At 67.5% G+C, this 15,278-nt stretch carries 13 protein-coding genes and 2 riboswitches; of the genes, 12 read left to right on the top strand and 1 reads right to left on the bottom strand.

Annotated features, from left to right (window positions below):
• Nucleotides 1-284: 284 nt before the first annotated feature.
• The 3 genes from ABUE11_RS07825 (at nt 285) to ABUE11_RS07815 (ending at nt 4,128) form a co-directional block, all read left to right on the top strand.
• Nucleotides 285-1,412 (top strand): TRAP transporter substrate-binding protein, encoded by a 1,128-nt coding sequence (locus ABUE11_RS07825; RefSeq protein WP_367068488.1) that lies wholly within the window; start codon nt 285-287, stop codon nt 1,410-1,412.
• A gap of 116 nt (nt 1,413-1,528) precedes the next feature.
• Nucleotides 1,529-2,140 (top strand): TRAP transporter small permease subunit, encoded by a 612-nt coding sequence (locus ABUE11_RS07820; RefSeq protein WP_367068487.1) that lies wholly within the window; start codon nt 1,529-1,531, stop codon nt 2,138-2,140.
• Nucleotides 2,140-4,128 (top strand): TRAP transporter large permease subunit, encoded by a 1,989-nt coding sequence (locus ABUE11_RS07815; protein ID WP_367068486.1) that lies wholly within the window; start codon nt 2,140-2,142, stop codon nt 4,126-4,128. The genes ABUE11_RS07820 and ABUE11_RS07815 overlap by 1 nt, the downstream gene beginning before the upstream one ends.
• 50 nt (nt 4,129-4,178) lie before the next feature.
• Here ABUE11_RS07815 and ABUE11_RS07810 read toward each other — a convergent pair whose 3' ends face one another.
• Nucleotides 4,179-5,285, bottom strand: coding sequence for an MBL fold metallo-hydrolase (locus ABUE11_RS07810; RefSeq protein ID WP_367068485.1), 1,107 nt, complete (start codon nt 5,283-5,285; stop codon nt 4,179-4,181).
• Between the two features lie 88 nt (nt 5,286-5,373).
• Nucleotides 5,374-5,468, top strand: a riboswitch (glycine riboswitch).
• Nucleotides 5,469-5,485: 17 nt separating this feature from the next.
• Nucleotides 5,486-5,592: riboswitch (glycine riboswitch) on the top strand.
• Nucleotides 5,593-5,630: 38 nt separating this feature from the next.
• Between ABUE11_RS07810 and gcvT the strand changes: the two genes are divergently transcribed.
• The 9 genes from gcvT (at nt 5,631) to ABUE11_RS07765 (ending at nt 15,188) form a co-directional block, all read left to right on the top strand.
• The gene (gene gcvT / locus ABUE11_RS07805; RefSeq protein ID WP_367068484.1) at nt 5,631-6,764 is read left to right on the top strand and encodes a glycine cleavage system aminomethyltransferase GcvT; all 1,134 of its coding nucleotides are present in this window, start codon (nt 5,631-5,633) and stop codon (nt 6,762-6,764) included.
• 97 nt (nt 6,765-6,861) lie between these two features.
• Complete coding sequence (gcvH, locus tag ABUE11_RS07800) at nt 6,862-7,236, top strand: glycine cleavage system protein GcvH (RefSeq protein ID WP_367068483.1); 375 nt, start codon at nt 6,862-6,864, stop codon at nt 7,234-7,236.
• A 293-nt stretch (nt 7,237-7,529) separates the two neighbouring features.
• A complete protein-coding gene (gcvP, locus tag ABUE11_RS07795; RefSeq protein WP_367068482.1) occupies nt 7,530-10,418 on the top strand; it encodes an aminomethyl-transferring glycine dehydrogenase in 2,889 nt (962 codons plus the stop codon).
• A gap of 281 nt (nt 10,419-10,699) precedes the next feature.
• Nucleotides 10,700-10,927, top strand: coding sequence for a hypothetical protein (locus tag ABUE11_RS07790; protein WP_367068481.1), 228 nt, complete (start codon nt 10,700-10,702; stop codon nt 10,925-10,927).
• On the top strand, nt 10,920-10,979 hold the full coding sequence (locus tag ABUE11_RS07785; protein ID WP_367068777.1) for a DUF1010 domain-containing protein: 60 nt from the start codon (nt 10,920-10,922) through the stop codon (nt 10,977-10,979). The genes ABUE11_RS07790 and ABUE11_RS07785 overlap by 8 nt, the downstream gene beginning before the upstream one ends.
• 156 nt (nt 10,980-11,135) lie before the next feature.
• Nucleotides 11,136-11,534, top strand: coding sequence for an FKBP-type peptidyl-prolyl cis-trans isomerase (locus tag ABUE11_RS07780; protein ID WP_367068480.1), 399 nt, complete (start codon nt 11,136-11,138; stop codon nt 11,532-11,534).
• Nucleotides 11,535-11,555: 21 nt separating this feature from the next.
• Nucleotides 11,556-13,736, top strand: a complete 2,181-nt coding sequence (locus tag ABUE11_RS07775) for an ATP-binding protein (protein ID WP_367068479.1) — start codon at nt 11,556-11,558, stop codon at nt 13,734-13,736.
• On the top strand, nt 13,726-14,382 hold the full coding sequence (locus tag ABUE11_RS07770; protein WP_367068478.1) for an RluA family pseudouridine synthase: 657 nt from the start codon (nt 13,726-13,728) through the stop codon (nt 14,380-14,382). The genes ABUE11_RS07775 and ABUE11_RS07770 overlap by 11 nt, the downstream gene beginning before the upstream one ends.
• A 35-nt stretch (nt 14,383-14,417) precedes the next feature.
• Nucleotides 14,418-15,188 (top strand): SDR family NAD(P)-dependent oxidoreductase, encoded by a 771-nt coding sequence (locus tag ABUE11_RS07765; protein ID WP_367068477.1) that lies wholly within the window; start codon nt 14,418-14,420, stop codon nt 15,186-15,188.
• Nucleotides 15,189-15,278 lie beyond the last annotated feature (90 nt).

Raw genomic sequence — 15,278 nt, 5'->3', positions numbered from 1 at the left:
CGGACGCGCGCATACTCACTGCATCAAGGCGCTCTTACCGGGGCGCACGACATTGACCAGAACCCACCCGGTTACCGCCGGGCTGGGTCTTGGCAAGGCCGCCAGGCTAAAGGCCTGTCACGCCCACGCATGCGGCGCCCCGCGACAAGGGCCCGTTGACACGCGCGGTACGCACCTGCGCGTAAACCCTCTTTGCGTAAACCCTCTTTGTTACGACCTGCTGCTCGCCAAAGATGTGCGCACTGGACTGTCCAGGCAACCACATCAAGGAAGGAGACAGGTAGATGACCGAGAAGACCACCACCACGGGCCGCCGCAAGCTACTCAAGGGCGCCGCCGTGGGCGCGGGCGCCCTTTCCGTGCCGATGATCAGCACCGCCCAGACCACCACGTTGCGCTTTCAGAGCACCTGGCCGGCCAAGGACATCTTCCACGAGTTCGCGCAGGACTACGCCAAGAAGATCAACGACATGGCCGGTGGCCGTCTGAAGATCGAGGTGCTGCCCGCCGGCGCCGTGGTGCCGGCCTTCCAGTTGCTCGATGCCGTGGCCAAGGGCACGCTCGATGGCGGCCATGGCGTGGTGGCCTACTGGTATGGCAAGAACCAGGCCGTGGCGCTCTGGGGCTCGGGCCCGGCCTTCGGCATGGACGCCAACATGGTGCTGGCCTGGCACAACTACGGCGGCGGCAAGGAACTGCTCGATGAGATCTACAAGACCCTGAATCTGGACGTGGTCTCCAAACTCTACGGCCCCATGCCCACCCAGCCGCTGGGCTGGTTCAAGAAGCCCGTGGCCAAGGTGGAAGACCTGAAGGGCCTGAAGTTCCGCACCGTGGGCCTGGCCGTGGACGTGTTCACGGAGATGGGCGTGGCCGTCAATCCCCTGCCCGGCGGCGAGATCGTTCCGGCGCTCGACCGCGGCCTGCTCGACGCGGCCGAGTTCAACAATGCGTCGAGCGACCGCGTGCTGGGCTTCCCCGACGTGGCCAAGAACTGCATGCTGCAGAGCTTTCACCAGTCCAGCGAGCAGTTCGAGGTGCTGTTCAACAAGACCAAGTACGACGCGCTGCCGGCCGAGCTCAAGGCCATCATCGACTACGCCACGCAGGCGGCCAGCGCCGACATGAGCTGGAAGGCCGCCGACCGCTACGCCAAGGACTACGCCGAAATGGCCTCCAAGCAAGGCGTGAAGTTCTACAAGACGCCCGACGCCATCCTGCGCGCGCAGCTCGCCGCCTGGGACAAGGTGACGGCCAAGAAGGCGGCCGAGAACCCCATGTTCAAGAAGGTCATGGAGTCCATGCGCGCATTTGCCCAACGCAGCGGGCGCTGGCAGAACGACACCACCATCGACTACCGCATGGCGTGGAACCATTACTTTGCCCCGAAGAAGGGCGCAAAGCAGGGCTAGGCCCCGCCGTGCATGGGAAGGCCTGCGCAAGGCCTTCTTTTTTGCCCCCACTGGGCCCTGCGCGTGGCCAGCCCAGTGGCTTCACCTTGTTGCCCGGCCCTCGCGGCCGTACTGCCATGCAAAAATTTCTTCTCGGGATCGACGCCGTGTCGACCTTCATCGGCAAAGCCGCCGCCTGGGCCTGCGTGCCCCTGACCCTGCTGATCTGCTGGGAGGTGTTCTCCCGCTACGCGCTCAACAAGCCCCATGCCTGGGTGCTGGACGCGCAGATCATGCTCTACGGCACCATGTTCATGATGGCCGGCGCCTACACCCTGGCCAAGAACGGCCATGTGCGTGGAGACGTGCTGTACGGCTTCTTCAGCCCGCGCGTGCAGGCCGGGCTGGACCTGCTGCTCTACATCGTGTTCTTTCTTCCCGGCGTACTCGCCATGACCTGGGCCGGCTGGAACTACGCCCAGGAGTCCCTGGCGATCCGCGAGCAGACCTTCTCCGCCGAGCCCCTGCCGCTCTACCCCTTCAAGTTCGTCATTCCCCTGGCCGGCGCGGCATTGCTGCTGCAGGGCGTGGCCGAGATCACGCGCTGCGTGATCTGCCTCAGGCAGGGGGCGTGGCCGCGCCGCGGCGACGACGTGGAGGAAGTGGACGTCGAGAAGCTCAAGCAGATGGTGCATGTGGAGGGCACGGCCTATGACGCCAGCCAGCCCGTGAAGCGGGAGGGCCAGTGATGAAGATCCGCAAGGAACTCTGGTTTGGCCTGACCATCATGGCGCTCGTGGTGGGCAGCGCCGCCTGGCTGCTGCTGAGTGTGGAGACCGTCACCAACGGCCACCTGGGCCTGCTCATGCTGTCGCTGGTGGTGGTGGCCATCATGCTCGGCTTTCCCACGGCGTTCACGCTCATGGGCATGGGCATGGTCTTCACCTGGCTCGCGTATGACCGCGACATCACGCGCACGCTCGACCTCATGGTGCAGGCCGCCTACAAGAGCATGGCCAACGATGTGCTGATCGCCATCCCGCTGTTCGTCTTCATGGGCTACCTGGTCGAGCGCGCCAACCTGATCGAAAAGCTGTTCAAGAGCCTGCACCTGGCCATGGCGCGCGTGCCGGGGTCGCTGGCCGTGGCCACGCTTGTGACCTGCGCCATCTTCGCCACCGCCACGGGCATCGTCGGCGCGGTGGTCACGCTGATGGGGCTGCTGGCGCTGCCGGCCATGCTGCGCGCGGGCTACAGCATCCCGATGTCCGCGGGCGCCATCACCGCCGGGGGCTGCCTGGGCATTCTGATTCCACCCTCGGTGCTGCTCATCCTGTACGGCGCCACGGCCGGGGTGTCGGTGGTGCAGCTGTATGCCGGCGCCTTCTTCCCCGGCATCATGCTCGCGGGCCTGTATGTGGCCTACGTCATCATCATGGCCAAGCTCAAGCCCGCCTGGGCGCCGCCGCTGTCGGACGAGGAGCGCCAGGTGCAGCTGCCGCCCAGAACCGAGGCCCTGCCCGCACACACCCGGCAGTACGCGCCGTGGCGCCTGCTCAACGCGCTCAAGGGCCAGCGCAATGCCGACATACCCGTGGGCTATGTGATGCGCCAGCTCGTCGTGGTGGTGCTGCCGGGCCTGCTGTTTCTGACCCTGGCCCTGACCTCATGGCGCGCCGTGACCACGGTGCAGGTGCAGGAGGCCTACGACATCCAGCCCATTGGCTTCGCCGACGAAGGCCCGAGCAGTTCCGGGCTGGCGGAGCCGCCCGGATCCTCCGAAGACGTCGGTCTGCAGGAACCGCCGGCCGACGACACGCTGCAGGAGCCTCCACAGACGGATGCCGCGCAAGAAACCGACACCCTGCAGGAAATAACCCCGGACATGGCCGTTGACGACGCCCCGTCGGACCAGCCCCCACCCAACGCCGGCGTGGCCGAGCCCGCAGCGCCCGACGCCGCGGCGAACGGCACGCAGAGCCAGCCGGCCCCCACCTGGTGGTGGGTGGGCTTTGCCATCCTGGGTGCGGTCACGGCGCTGTTCTATGTGTTCCTGAGCTTTGCGCGGCTCGAGATCTTCAAGATGCTGCTGGGCTCGTTCTTCCCGCTCATGGTGCTGATCCTGGCGGTGCTGGGCTCCATCGTCTTTGGACTTGCCACGCCGACCGAGGCGGCCGCCATGGGCGCGTTCGGCGGCTTTCTGCTCGCGGCGGCATACAAGCGGCTGAGCATGAACGTGCTCAGCGAATCGGTCTACCTCACCGCCAAGACCTCGGCCATGGTGTGCTGGCTGTTCGTGGGCTCGGCCATCTTTTCGTCGGCCTTTGCGCTGCTCGGCGGCCAGGAGGTGATCGAGAAATGGGTGCTCTCCATGAACCTCAGCAAGGTGGAGTTCATGATCCTGTCGCAGGTCGTCATCTTTCTGCTGGGCTGGCCGCTCGAGTGGACGGAGATCATCGTCATCTTCATGCCCATCTTCATCCCGCTGCTGAGCCACTTCGGGGTGGACCCGCTGTTCTTCGGCCTGCTGGTGGCGCTGAACCTGCAGACGGCCTTTCTGTCACCGCCCGTGGCCATGTCGGCCTTCTACCTCAAGGGCGTGGCGCCGCCCTATGTCACGCTCAACCAGATCTTCCTGGGCATGCTGCCCTTCATGGGCATCCAGGTGCTGGCCATCGTCATGCTCTACATCTGGCCGGCCATCGGCCTGTGGCTGCCGCAGCTGCTCTACAAGTGAGGCGGCCGCGCCATCGGGCCCCGGCCCGGTGGCGCGCACTCATGCTGCACTCATGCCGCAGCCACCCGTTGATACCAGAAGCAGCCGTCGTCTCCCAACGTCCGGGTGATCTCGCCGCGCGCGAGCAGATAGTTCAGGTGCGCCAGGGTTTCGCCCGTGGCCAGGCTCATCTGCATGTTGTCGGCCCCCACGGGGCGCGCGAACAGCACCTCGTACAGATCGACCACGCGCCGCGGCTGATCCAGGGCCGCGCGCAGGCGCTCGAGGCCGCGCATCTCGCCGGCCCGCAGCGCGCCAACGCGCTGATGCAGGCCGAGGAAGGGCTCGTTGTGCGAGGGCAGCACCAGCAGGTCGCCCGGCAGTTCGCGCTCGATCCGGTCGAGCGACTGCAGCCAGTCGGCCAGCGGGTTGGCGTCGGGCTCTGCCGGGAACACCGACACGTTTGATGAAATGCCCGGCAGCACCTGGTCGCCCGATATCAGCAGCTTCAGATCGGGGCAGTACAGGCAGGCATGCTCGGGCGAATGGCCCGTGCCCATGAGCACGCGCCAGCGGTGCCCGCCAATCGTGATCTCCTCGCCATCGTGCAGCCGCCGGTAGCTGTCGGGCAGCGCGTAGATCAGCTTGCCAAAACTGCCAAAGCGCGTGCGGTAGGTCTCCACCGCCTCGTCGTTCCAGCCCGCACGCTGGATGAAGCCAATGGCGTCGTCGGGCGCCTCGCGCCCGGTGTCCACGCTGAGCGCGCGGCAGCTCAGGTACTCCAGGCGGCTGATCCACAGCCGGCAGCCGAACTTGCGCGTCAGCCAGCCGGCCATGCCGATATGGTCGGGGTGCATGTGGGTCACGAAGACGCGCGTCACCGGCCCCGTCAGCACATCGGCAAACAACTGGCGCCAGGCGGTGGCCGTGGCGTCGGACCAGATGCCCGTATCCACCAGTGCCCAGCCATCGCCGTCGCGCAGCGCCCACAGGTTGATGTGGTCCAGGCTGAAGGGCAGCGGCATGCGTATCCACCACAGGCCGGGGGCGATCTCCCTGGCGCTGCCCGCGGCCGGCGGCTGCCCGCAGGGGTAGCTCAGGCCATGGCGGTCTGTGCGTGCATCGGCTGGGGTGTCGGCAGGGATGTCAGCGGGGGCGGCGGTGGCTTGCGGGTTCATCGTCTTCCTTTTCTTGTGGCCGCAGCTTATCGGAAATGCCGCACGCGCATGGCCCAGGCCCCACGGACGCCCCGCCCCAAGGTAGAATTTGCGGCTGTCAGGAGAGAGCCGGTCCCATGCACCGGCCGCCGAAGGCGCAGGCAGATGAGCCAAACGCTCAGGCAAAAGGACTGACGACGCGCCCGCTTTGCAATGGCGGGCGTTTCCTTGCTGGAGAGAGGCGCGCAACCCGTCTTGGGCGCCCACCGAAGGAGCAAACCCGCATCGCCGGGTGAATCTCTCAGGTAAAGAGGACAGCAGGGCAAGCACCGTGGCTCAGGCCATGGCCCGCATTTGCCCTGGAGAATGATCTTGTCCACCACCGAGCTCCTGACCACTCCCCTGAACGCCCTGCACCTCGAACTGGGCGCCCGCATGGTGCCGTTTGCCGGCTACTCCATGCCCGTGCAATACCCGACGGGCCTGATGACCGAGCATCTGCACACGCGCGAGCACGCGGGCCTGTTCGACGTCTCGCACATGGGTCAGCTCAAGCTCATCGGCCCCGACGCCGCGGCCGCGCTCGAGAGCCTGATGCCCGTGGACGTGATCGGCCTGCCCGTGGGCAAGCAGCGCTACGGCCTGCTGCTCAACGACGAGGGCGGCGTGATCGACGACCTGATGTTCTTCAACCAGGGCAACGACACGCTGTTCCTGATCGTCAACGGCGCCTGCAAGGCCGGCGACATCGCCCATATTCAGGCGCGCATCGGCCACCGCTGCCAGGTCGTGACCATGCCCACCCAGGGCCTGGTCGCGCTGCAGGGCCCGCAGGCCGTCACGGCCCTGGCGCGCCTGGTGCCGGGCGTGGAGCAGCTGGTGTTCATGAGTGGCGCCAGCTTCGCCTGGAACGGCGCCGAGCTGTTCATCACGCGCAGCGGCTACACCGGCGAGGACGGGTTCGAGATCTCCGTGCCCGGCGACCAGGCCGAGCAGCTCGCCCGCGCGCTGCTGGCCCAGCCCGAGGTCAAGCCCATTGGCCTGGGCGCGCGCAATTCCCTGCGTCTGGAGGCCGGCCTGTGCCTGTACGGCAACGACATCGACACCACCACCACGCCCGCCGAGGCCGCACTCAACTGGGCCATACAGAAGGTGCGCCGCACGGGCGGCGCGCGCGCCGGGGGCTTTCCGGGTGCGGACAAGGTGCTCGCGCAGATCGACGACGCGAGCCTGCTCACGCGCAAGCGCGTGGGCCTGGTGGCCAAGGAGCGCGTGCCCGTGCGCGAGCCCGCGCCGCTTGAGAACATGGACGGCCAGTCCATCGGCCAGGTGACCAGCGGGCTGCTCGCGCCCTCGCTCAACCAGCCCATCGCGCTGGCCTATGTGCAGCCCGACTACGCCCAGCCCGGCACCGAGATCTTTGCCATGGTGCGCGGCAAGCCCGTGCCCATGGTGGTCACGCCCACGCCCTTCCTGCCGCCGCGCTACCACCGCGGCTGAGCGCACAGCAAAGCTGCTTGCCTTTTCGCCCCTCCAGGGCGGCTACATTGCGCCCTGGGTCTTGTCTGCAACCTGTTTACTCTTTTCGGAGACTTTCATGAGCATCAAATTTTCCAAGGACCACGAGTGGGTCAACGCCGCCGACGCCGGCGCCGCCGTGGTCGGCATCACCGTGCATGCGCAGGACGCGCTCGGCGACGTGGTGTTTGTCGACCTGCCCGAAGTGGGCAAGACCTACGCCCAGGGCGACGTGGCCGGCGTGGTCGAATCGGTGAAGGCCGCGGCCGACGTGTACATGCCCGTCGGCGGCGAGGTGGTCGAGGTCAACGAGGAGCTGCGCGCCGACCCGTCGCTGGCCAACAGCGACCCCCAGGGTGCCGGCTGGTTCTTCAAGGTCAAGCTCGCCAACGCGGCCGAGCTCGACGCCCTCATGGACGAGGCCGCCTACCAGGCATTTGCCGCCAGCGCCTGAGGCCTGTCGGGGCGCCGTGCAGCACATGCGCCGCCGCGCCCCAGGCCTTGCAATGCCACAAATTCGGCTCAAGTAGCGATGCCTGTTGATTGCACGCGATGCCCGCAAAACCCACCGTCATCCCCGCGAAAGCGGGGATCCCCAGCAGTGCCGAATCAACGGCTTGCATAGCACTTGGATCCCCGCTTTCGCGGGGATGACGGAGCCAATAGGCAACGCTACTTGATCCACAAAATCGATAGCTGCTCGCGCTTGTCCAGAGCGGCTTTCAAGTCATTTTTTCCTCAAGACCCATGACTGCCGCCCTGCCCCTGACCGCGCTGGAGAACGCCAGCGAATTCATCCCCCGCCATATCGGCATCGACGCAGCCGACGAGGCGCACATGCTCAGCGTGATCGGCGACGCCTCGCGGCGCGCCCTGGTCGGCTCCATCGTGCCGCGCTCCATCGCGCGCGCGCAGGCCATGGACTTGCCGCCTGCCTGCACCGAGGCCGACGCGCTGGCCGAGCTCAAGGCCATCGCCGGCAAGAACAAGATCCTCAAGAGCTTCATCGGCCAGGGCTACTACGGCACGCACCTGCCTACCGTCATCCTGCGCAACATTCTGGAGAACCCCGCCTGGTACACCGCCTACACGCCCTACCAGGCAGAGATCTCCCAGGGCCGCATGGAGGCACTGGTCAACTTCCAGACCATGGTGGCGGATCTGACGGCCATGGACATCGCCAACGCCTCCATGCTCGACGAGGCCACGGCCGCGGCCGAGGCCATGACGCTGGCCAAGCGCTCCGTCAAGGCCAAGGGCAACGTCATCGTCGTGAGCGGTGACTGCCACCCGCAGACCATCGAGGTGGTGCAGACCCGCGCCACGCCGCTGGGCCTGACGGTGAAGGTCGTGAACAGCGAGGCCGAATGGAACGCCGCCCTCGCCGGCGACGACTACTTTGCCGCCCTCAACCAATACCCCGCCAGCAGCGGCTGGCTGGCCGACTGGCAGGCCAGCAGCGAGGCCATCCACGCCAAGGGCGCGGCCTTCATCCTGGCGGCCGACCTGCTGGCCCTGACCCTGCTCAAGGCCCCGGGCGAGATGGGCGCCGACATCGTCGTCGGCACCACCCAGCGCTTTGGCATGCCCATGGGCGCGGGCGGCCCGCATGCGGGCTACATGGCGTGCAAGGACGCATTCAAGCGCTCCATGCCCGGGCGCCTGGTCGGCGTGAGCGTGGACACCCATGGCAAGCCGGCCTACCGCCTGGCGCTGCAGACGCGCGAGCAACACATCCGCCGCGAAAAGGCCACCAGCAACATCTGCACCGCACAGGTACTGCCCGCGGTGATAGGCAGCATGTACGCCGTCTACCACGGCCCGGCCGGCCTCACGCGCATCGCCCAGCGCGTGGCGCGGCTCACCGCCATCCTCAAGGCGGGGCTTGAGCAGCTGGGCCATGGCCAGTACCACCACGGCACGGCGTTCGACACGCTGTGCCTCAAGACTGGCGACGCTACCAATGCGATAGCTGCCCGCGCAGTCCAGATGGGCGCAAACCTGCGAAAAGCCTGGGACAACTACCTGTGCATCAGCCTGGATGAGACCAGCACCCGCGCCGACGTGGAGCTCCTGTGGAAGATCTTTGCCCAGGACGGCCAGCCGTTGCCCAGCGTCGCCGCGCTGGAAGGCGGCGTCGATACGCTGATTCCCGCCGCGCTGCGCCGCACGAGCAGCTTCCTCACGCACCCGGTGTTCAACACCCACCATTCCGAGACGGCCATGCTGCGCTACATCCGCCAGCTGTCCGACAAGGATCTGGCGCTCGACCGCAGCATGATCCCGCTGGGCAGCTGCACCATGAAGCTCAACGCCACCAGCGAGATGATCCCCATCACCTGGCCGGAGTTTGCCCACATCCACCCCTTTGCCCCGGCCGACCAGCTGGCCGGCTACGCCGAGCTCGACCGCCTGCTGCAGCGCTGGCTGTGCCAGGCCACGGGCTACGCGGGCGTGAGTCTGCAGCCCAACGCAGGCAGCCAGGGTGAGTACGCGGGCCTGCTGGCCATCAAGGGCTGGCACGCGGCCCAGGGCAACGCGCACCGCAACATCTGCCTGATCCCCAGCAGCGCCCACGGCACCAACCCGGCCAGCGCGCAAATGGTGGGCATGCAGGTGGTCGTCACCAAGTGCGACGAGAACGGCAACGTGGACATGGCAGACCTGCAGGCCCAGTGCGAAAAGCACAGTGCCAATCTGGCCTGCGTGATGATCACCTACCCCAGCACGCACGGCGTGTTCGAGACCCAGGTCAAGGAGCTGTGCCAGATCGTGCACAGCCACGGCGGCCGCGTGTACGTGGATGGCGCCAACATGAACGCCTTGGTCGGCGTGGCCGCGCCGGGCGAGTTTGGTGGCGACGTGAGCCACCTGAACCTGCACAAGACCTTCTGCATCCCCCACGGCGGCGGCGGCCCGGGCGTGGGCCCGGTGTGCGTGGTGGAGGACCTCGTGCCCTTCCTGCCCGGCCACGCCAGCGCCGGAATTACTAGCAAAACAGGAGCTGTCAGCGCCGCCCCTTTGGGCAATGCAGCCGTTTTGCCCATCAGCTGGATGTACATCCGCATGATGGGCGCCGAGGGCCTGACGGCCGCCACCGAGGTATCCATCCTCAGCGCCAACTACATCAGCGCGCGCCTCAAGGACCACTACCCCACGCTGTACGCATCCGCCAACGGCCATGTGGCGCACGAATGCATCCTGGACCTGCGCCAGTTGAAGGAATCGAGCGGCGTGATGGCCGAAGACGTGGCCAAGCGCCTGATCGACTACGGCTTTCACGCGCCGACACTGTCCTTCCCCGTGGCCAACACGCTGATGGTTGAACCCACCGAGAGCGAAGACCTGGCCGAGCTCGACCGCTTCATCGCCGCGATGATTGCCATCCGCGAGGAGATCCGCCAGATCGAAACCGGCCACTGGCCCAAGGACGACAACCCGCTCAAGAACGCCCCGCACACCGCCGAGAGCCTGATGGCCCAGGACTGGACCCACCCCTATTCCCGCGAAGTCGCCGCCTACCCCGTGGCCAGCCTGCGCGGCACCAAATACTGGGCCCCCGTGGGCCGCGTGGACAACGTCTATGGCGACCGAAACCTGTTCTGCAGCTGCGTGCCGGTGAGTGAACTGGCGTAAGGCGAGCACCACATGGCTGCACGCGTTGAACGCAGTGCAGCATTTTTAATTCAAAGGCCCGGAAACGGGCCTTTGTGCTTTATAGAATGGCCGAGGCGGCATCGAATGGCAGGCGCGACGGCACACCACCGCAGCCCAGCCAGGCAAGCCGCCATCCGCTGTTTTTTAGGTTTGCCTATTTGGCAGTCATCGAGGGGACATGAGGGGGGCTTGCAATGTTGGCCGACAGGGGTGGTCGCTATACTTGTCGCCTAATTCTAGTTAGAAAGCAGGAATTCAAAATGAGTGATTGGGACTTTCTTCACGAAATGCATGATCGTGGTTATAGCGCAGAAGACATCGCTGACGCCGCAGGATGTGGCTATGCCCCTTGGGAAGCTGCCTATGTCGCAGAGCAGGAAACGAAAGACGCGTTAAAAGAATTACTAGCCCTACGAAGCGCTCAAGAAATTTCTCGTGAGGAATTTTTGAAGGCGAGAGCAAGAATTCTTGGGCATCGCAATGTCTAACCCGGCAGTCAAGCCGACCCGCCTTCGGCGGGCGGCTTACTTTGTGCGTTAGCCGTACCACGCACTACCCGGCGGTCTCAACTCCGAAGTGCAACGCAACGCAAGAGTGTGCAGCGGCGCATGGATGCCGGTCCTCCTGCCCGCCCCGCACCATGCACCCCCACCCAAAGGCCCTACCATCGGGCCTTTGTCGTTTGCGGAAATCATGATGCGCTCCACCTTGGCCCTCGCCATTGCACTGCTGGTCTCAGGCGCCGCCCTGGCGCAGCCTGCGCCCGTCACCACGGCCAGCGGCGTGGTCTATGAGTCGCTCGTCGAGGGCACGGGTATCCGGCCCCAGGGCAACGACCGGGTCAAGGTGCATTACCGCGGCATATCGGCCCAGGGCAAGGAGATCGACAGTTCCTACCAGCGCGGCGAGCCGGCGGAGTTTCCGCTGCAGCGCGTGATTCCCTGCTGGCGCGAGGCGCTCAGGCTCATGCAGGTGGGCGGCAAGGCCAGGATCACCTGCCCGCCCGCAACGACCTATGGCATGCGCGGCTCGACCTCCCTGATTCCGTCCAACGAGACGCTGCAGTTCGAGATCGAGCTGCTCGACGTGCGCTGAACGCCAGCACCCAGGACCGCCATGGACCAACCCGATCTGTCCTTTCTGACGCGCGACGCCGACGAGGCGCCGCCGTCCGCTGCAGCAGCGCAAGCGCCGGCCGCCATGCCCGAGCGCCGCGGGCCCAACCGCGCCAGTGGCGCCGTGGGCCAGCTCATTGCCGAGCTGCGCGCCTCGCAGGCGGAGCTGGAGGCGCAGAACAAGGTGCTGCGCTACAGCCAGGCCGTGGCCGAGAGCGCGTCCGAGCGCTTCGAGGCCTTGTTCTCCAATGTGCCGCTGTCTCTCATGGTGCTGGATGAGCACGACATGGTGGTGCAGGCCAATTCCATGGCGCAGCGCTCGTTCCAGCCCACGGAGCGCGATCGCCCGCTGGTGGCGCTCATGCCCTTCGTGAGCGAGACGCATGCGCCGCGCGTGCGGGCCGCGTTTGCCACGGCCCTGCACGAGGGCACGGCCGAGGCGACCGAGGTGGTGTTCCAGATCGACGCGGACCGGCGCATCACGGGCGACCTGCATATCGCGCGCATCGAGTCCCGCGGGGATGACGGCACGCCGCTGGTCCAGTACCTGTGCGCAGTCATCGACCAGGGGCCGTTGCTGGCCGAGCGCCAGGCGCTGCAGCGCAGCGCCCAGGAGCTGCAGGAGCGCAACGCCCAACTGCACGCGGGCGAGCGGCGGCTGGAGGCGGTCATCAACTCGGCGCTGGACGCCATCATCTGCGTCGACCAGAGCGAGCGCATCACGGTCTTCAACCCCACGGCCGCGATGCTGTTCCAGTGCGCCGCGCGCGATGCCCTGGGCAGCCCGCTGAGCCGCTTCCTGCCCGATGCGCAGCAGATACTGACCTTTGCCCAGGTCACGACCCAGGCCGCGCTGGGCGAGATGACGGCTCTCACCGCCTCGGGGCGCGAGCTGGCCGTGGAGATCAGCGTCTCGTTCGAGCGCCATGCCGAGGGCGAGACCACCACCGTGTTTGCGCGCGACCTCACGGGCAGGAAGCGCGAGGAGGCGCGCCGCAGCGCGCTGGAGGTGCAGCTGCGCGAGTCGCACAAGATGCAGGCCATTGGCACCATGGCCGGCGGCATCGCGCATGACTTCAACAACATACTGCACGCCATCCTGGGCAATGTGGAGCTGGCCAAGGCCGACTGCCAGCCGGGCACACCGCTGCACGAGAGCCTGCTGGAGATCGACAAGGCCGGCCGCCGGGCACGCGACCTGGTGCGCCAGATCCTGACCTTCAGCCGCAACGAGGCGCCTCAGCGCAGCGCCGTGGCGCTTGCGGAGGTGGCGCACGACACCGAGCGCCTGCTGCGCGTGACGCTGCCGCCCGAGATCCATCTGCGCATGCATCTGCCCCCCGACCTGCCTGCGGTGCTGGCCGACGCCACCCAGGTGGAGCAGGCGCTGCTCAACCTGTGCACCAACGCCATCCACGCCATTGGCGAGCGGCGCGGCCATATCGACGTGGATGCCACCGTGGCGCAGCCCGATCAGCACCAGCGCGAGAGGCTGGGCCTGGCCGCGGGCGACTATGTGGCGCTGCACGTGCAGGACGACGGCCCGGGCATGGACGAGGCCACGCTGTCGCGCATCTTCGAGCCCTTCTTCACGACCAAGCCCGTGGGCCAGGGCACGGGGCTTGGCCTCGCCGTGGTGCATGGCGTCATGCGCACGCATGGCGGCGGCATCGACGTGCAGAGCACGCCCGGCCGGGGCAGCCGCTTCACGCTGTACTTTCCCGCGGCGGTGGCCGGGGCCTGCAGCCCGGCACCCGCTGCGGCCCCGGCGCCGGCCGCACCCGCGTCCGCCGCGCCCGGCGCCAGCGAGCGGCCGCGCCATGTGATGTACGTGGACGACGACACGGCCCTGGTGTTCCTGGTGCAGCGCCTGCTGCGCCGCAGGGGCTACGAGGTCAGCGGCTTCAGCGACCCGCACGAGGCCACGCAGGCGCTGCGCGCCGCGCCCGAGCGCTACGACCTGCTCGTCACCGACTACAACATGCCCGGCTACTCGGGCCTGGACCTGCTGCGCGCGGCGCGCGCCATACGGGCCGATCTGCCCGTGGCCCTGGCCTCGGGTTATGTCACCACCGAGATCGAGCAGTCCGCCCTGGCCGAGGGTGCGCGCGCCCTGATCCACAAGCCCAACGATGTGCAGGAGCTGTGCGCCACCGTCGACCGCCTGGCCCATGAACGCTGAGCCGCCCTGCCTGCATGCCGACGACAGCCTGCTGGTGCTGGACAAGCCCGCGGGCCTGCTGTGCGTGCCCGGGCGCGGCCCGGACAAGCAGGACTGCCTGAGCGCACGCGCGCAGGCCCGCTGGCCCGATGCGCTCATCGTCCACCGGCTGGACCAGCCGACCTCGGGCCTGGTGCTGATGGCGCGCGGCCCGGCCATGCAGCGCGCGCTCAGCCAGGCGTTTGCCGAGCGGCGCGTGCACAAGCGCTACCAGGCCGTGGTCGGCGGCCGGCTGTCCGCACCAGGCGACGCCGACGCCGAGGGTTGGAGCGACATCACCCTGCCCATTGCCGCCGACTGGGAGCGGCGCCCGCTGCGCGTCATCGATGGCGCACGCGGCCAGCCCAGCCACACGCGCTGGCGCGTGCTCGCGCATGACGACGCGGCGGACACGACGCGCGTCGAGCTCGAACCCGTCACCGGCCGCACGCACCAGCTGCGCGTACATCTGGCGGCCCTGGGCCACCCCATCCTGGGCGACGCGCTGTACGCCGATGCCGCCACCCAGGCCCGCGCGCCGCGCCTGTTGCTGCATGCCTGCGCCCTGGCCTTCGCGCATCCGCTGCATGGCCGGTGGTATTCCTTTGATGTGCAACCTCCGTTTTGACTAGCCGCGGCGCGATGTGCGGCTACCATGGCGGGATGAGTGAACAGCTTTTCATCCTCACGGGTGCATCGCGCGGCATGGGCCTGGGCCTGGCCCTGCAGCTGCTGCAGCCGGGGCACACGCTGGTCTGCATGTCGCGCCACAGCCGGCCGGAGCTTGCAAGCGGCGCACCGGCCGGCGCCACGCTGGAGCAATGGGAGGTCGATCTCGCCCAGCCCACCCAGGCCGCCGCGCGGCTGCGCGACTGGCTGGCGGCCCAGCCGGCGACGCGCTATGCGGGCGCCACGCTGATCAACAACGCGGGGGTGATCCCACGCATCGCGCCGCTGTCGGCCTGCACCAGCGCGGCTGACCTGGCCGACCAGGCCAACGCCCTGCGCGTGGGGCTGGAGGCGCCCATGCTGCTCACGGCGGCCTTCCTGGGCGCCACGGAGGGCTGGACGCAGACGGCGCGCAAGGTGCTCAATATCTCCTCGGGACTGGGGCGGCGCGCCATCGCGTCGCAGGCAGCCTACTGCGCGGCCAAGGCGGGCATGGACCATTTCACGCGAAGCGTGGCGCTGGACGAGGCCGCCAAGCCCCATGGCGCCAAGGTCTGCTCGCTGGCGCCCGGCGTGATCGACACCGACATGCAGGTTCAGCTGCGCGGCGCCGATCCGGCCGGCTTTCCCGATGTGCAACACTTTGCAGCCCTCAAGGCGGGTGGATCGCTGAGCACGCCGCAGGCTGCGGCGGCCCGCGTGCTGGCATGGCTTGAGCGCGAAGACTTTGGCAGCAAGCCCGTGGCCGATGTCCGCGAGGCCTGATGCGGGGTGAAAACATCGCCTGCCACTACATGTTTCATAGCTGCCAACGCCCACCCATTGGGCGCTGGAGCCCGATTTCCCTTAAACCAC

It is taken from the genome of Oryzisolibacter sp. LB2S (assembly GCF_040732315.1).
Lineage (GTDB): Bacteria > Pseudomonadota > Gammaproteobacteria > Burkholderiales > Burkholderiaceae_C > Alicycliphilus > Alicycliphilus soli.
This window is presented reverse-complemented; position numbering and strand designations above follow the sequence as displayed.

Coding starts and splice junctions, on each gene's coding strand:
- gcvP (WP_367068482.1), top strand. CDS start 7,530: ATGACTGCCGCCCTGCCCCTGACCGCGCTGGAGAACGCCAGCGAATTC.
- ABUE11_RS07825 (WP_367068488.1), top strand. CDS start 285: ATGACCGAGAAGACCACCACCACGGGCCGCCGCAAGCTACTCAAGGGC.
- ABUE11_RS07765 (WP_367068477.1), top strand. CDS start 14,418: ATGAGTGAACAGCTTTTCATCCTCACGGGTGCATCGCGCGGCATGGGC.
- ABUE11_RS07770 (WP_367068478.1), top strand. CDS start 13,726: ATGAACGCTGAGCCGCCCTGCCTGCATGCCGACGACAGCCTGCTGGTG.
- gcvT (WP_367068484.1), top strand. CDS start 5,631: ATGATCTTGTCCACCACCGAGCTCCTGACCACTCCCCTGAACGCCCTG.
- ABUE11_RS07775 (WP_367068479.1), top strand. CDS start 11,556: ATGGACCAACCCGATCTGTCCTTTCTGACGCGCGACGCCGACGAGGCG.
- ABUE11_RS07820 (WP_367068487.1), top strand. CDS start 1,529: ATGCAAAAATTTCTTCTCGGGATCGACGCCGTGTCGACCTTCATCGGC.
- ABUE11_RS07780 (WP_367068480.1), top strand. CDS start 11,136: ATGCGCTCCACCTTGGCCCTCGCCATTGCACTGCTGGTCTCAGGCGCC.
- ABUE11_RS07815 (WP_367068486.1), top strand. CDS start 2,140: ATGAAGATCCGCAAGGAACTCTGGTTTGGCCTGACCATCATGGCGCTC.
- ABUE11_RS07790 (WP_367068481.1), top strand. CDS start 10,700: ATGAGTGATTGGGACTTTCTTCACGAAATGCATGATCGTGGTTATAGC.
- gcvH (WP_367068483.1), top strand. CDS start 6,862: ATGAGCATCAAATTTTCCAAGGACCACGAGTGGGTCAACGCCGCCGAC.
- ABUE11_RS07810 (WP_367068485.1), bottom strand. CDS start 5,285: ATGAACCCGCAAGCCACCGCCGCCCCCGCTGACATCCCTGCCGACACC.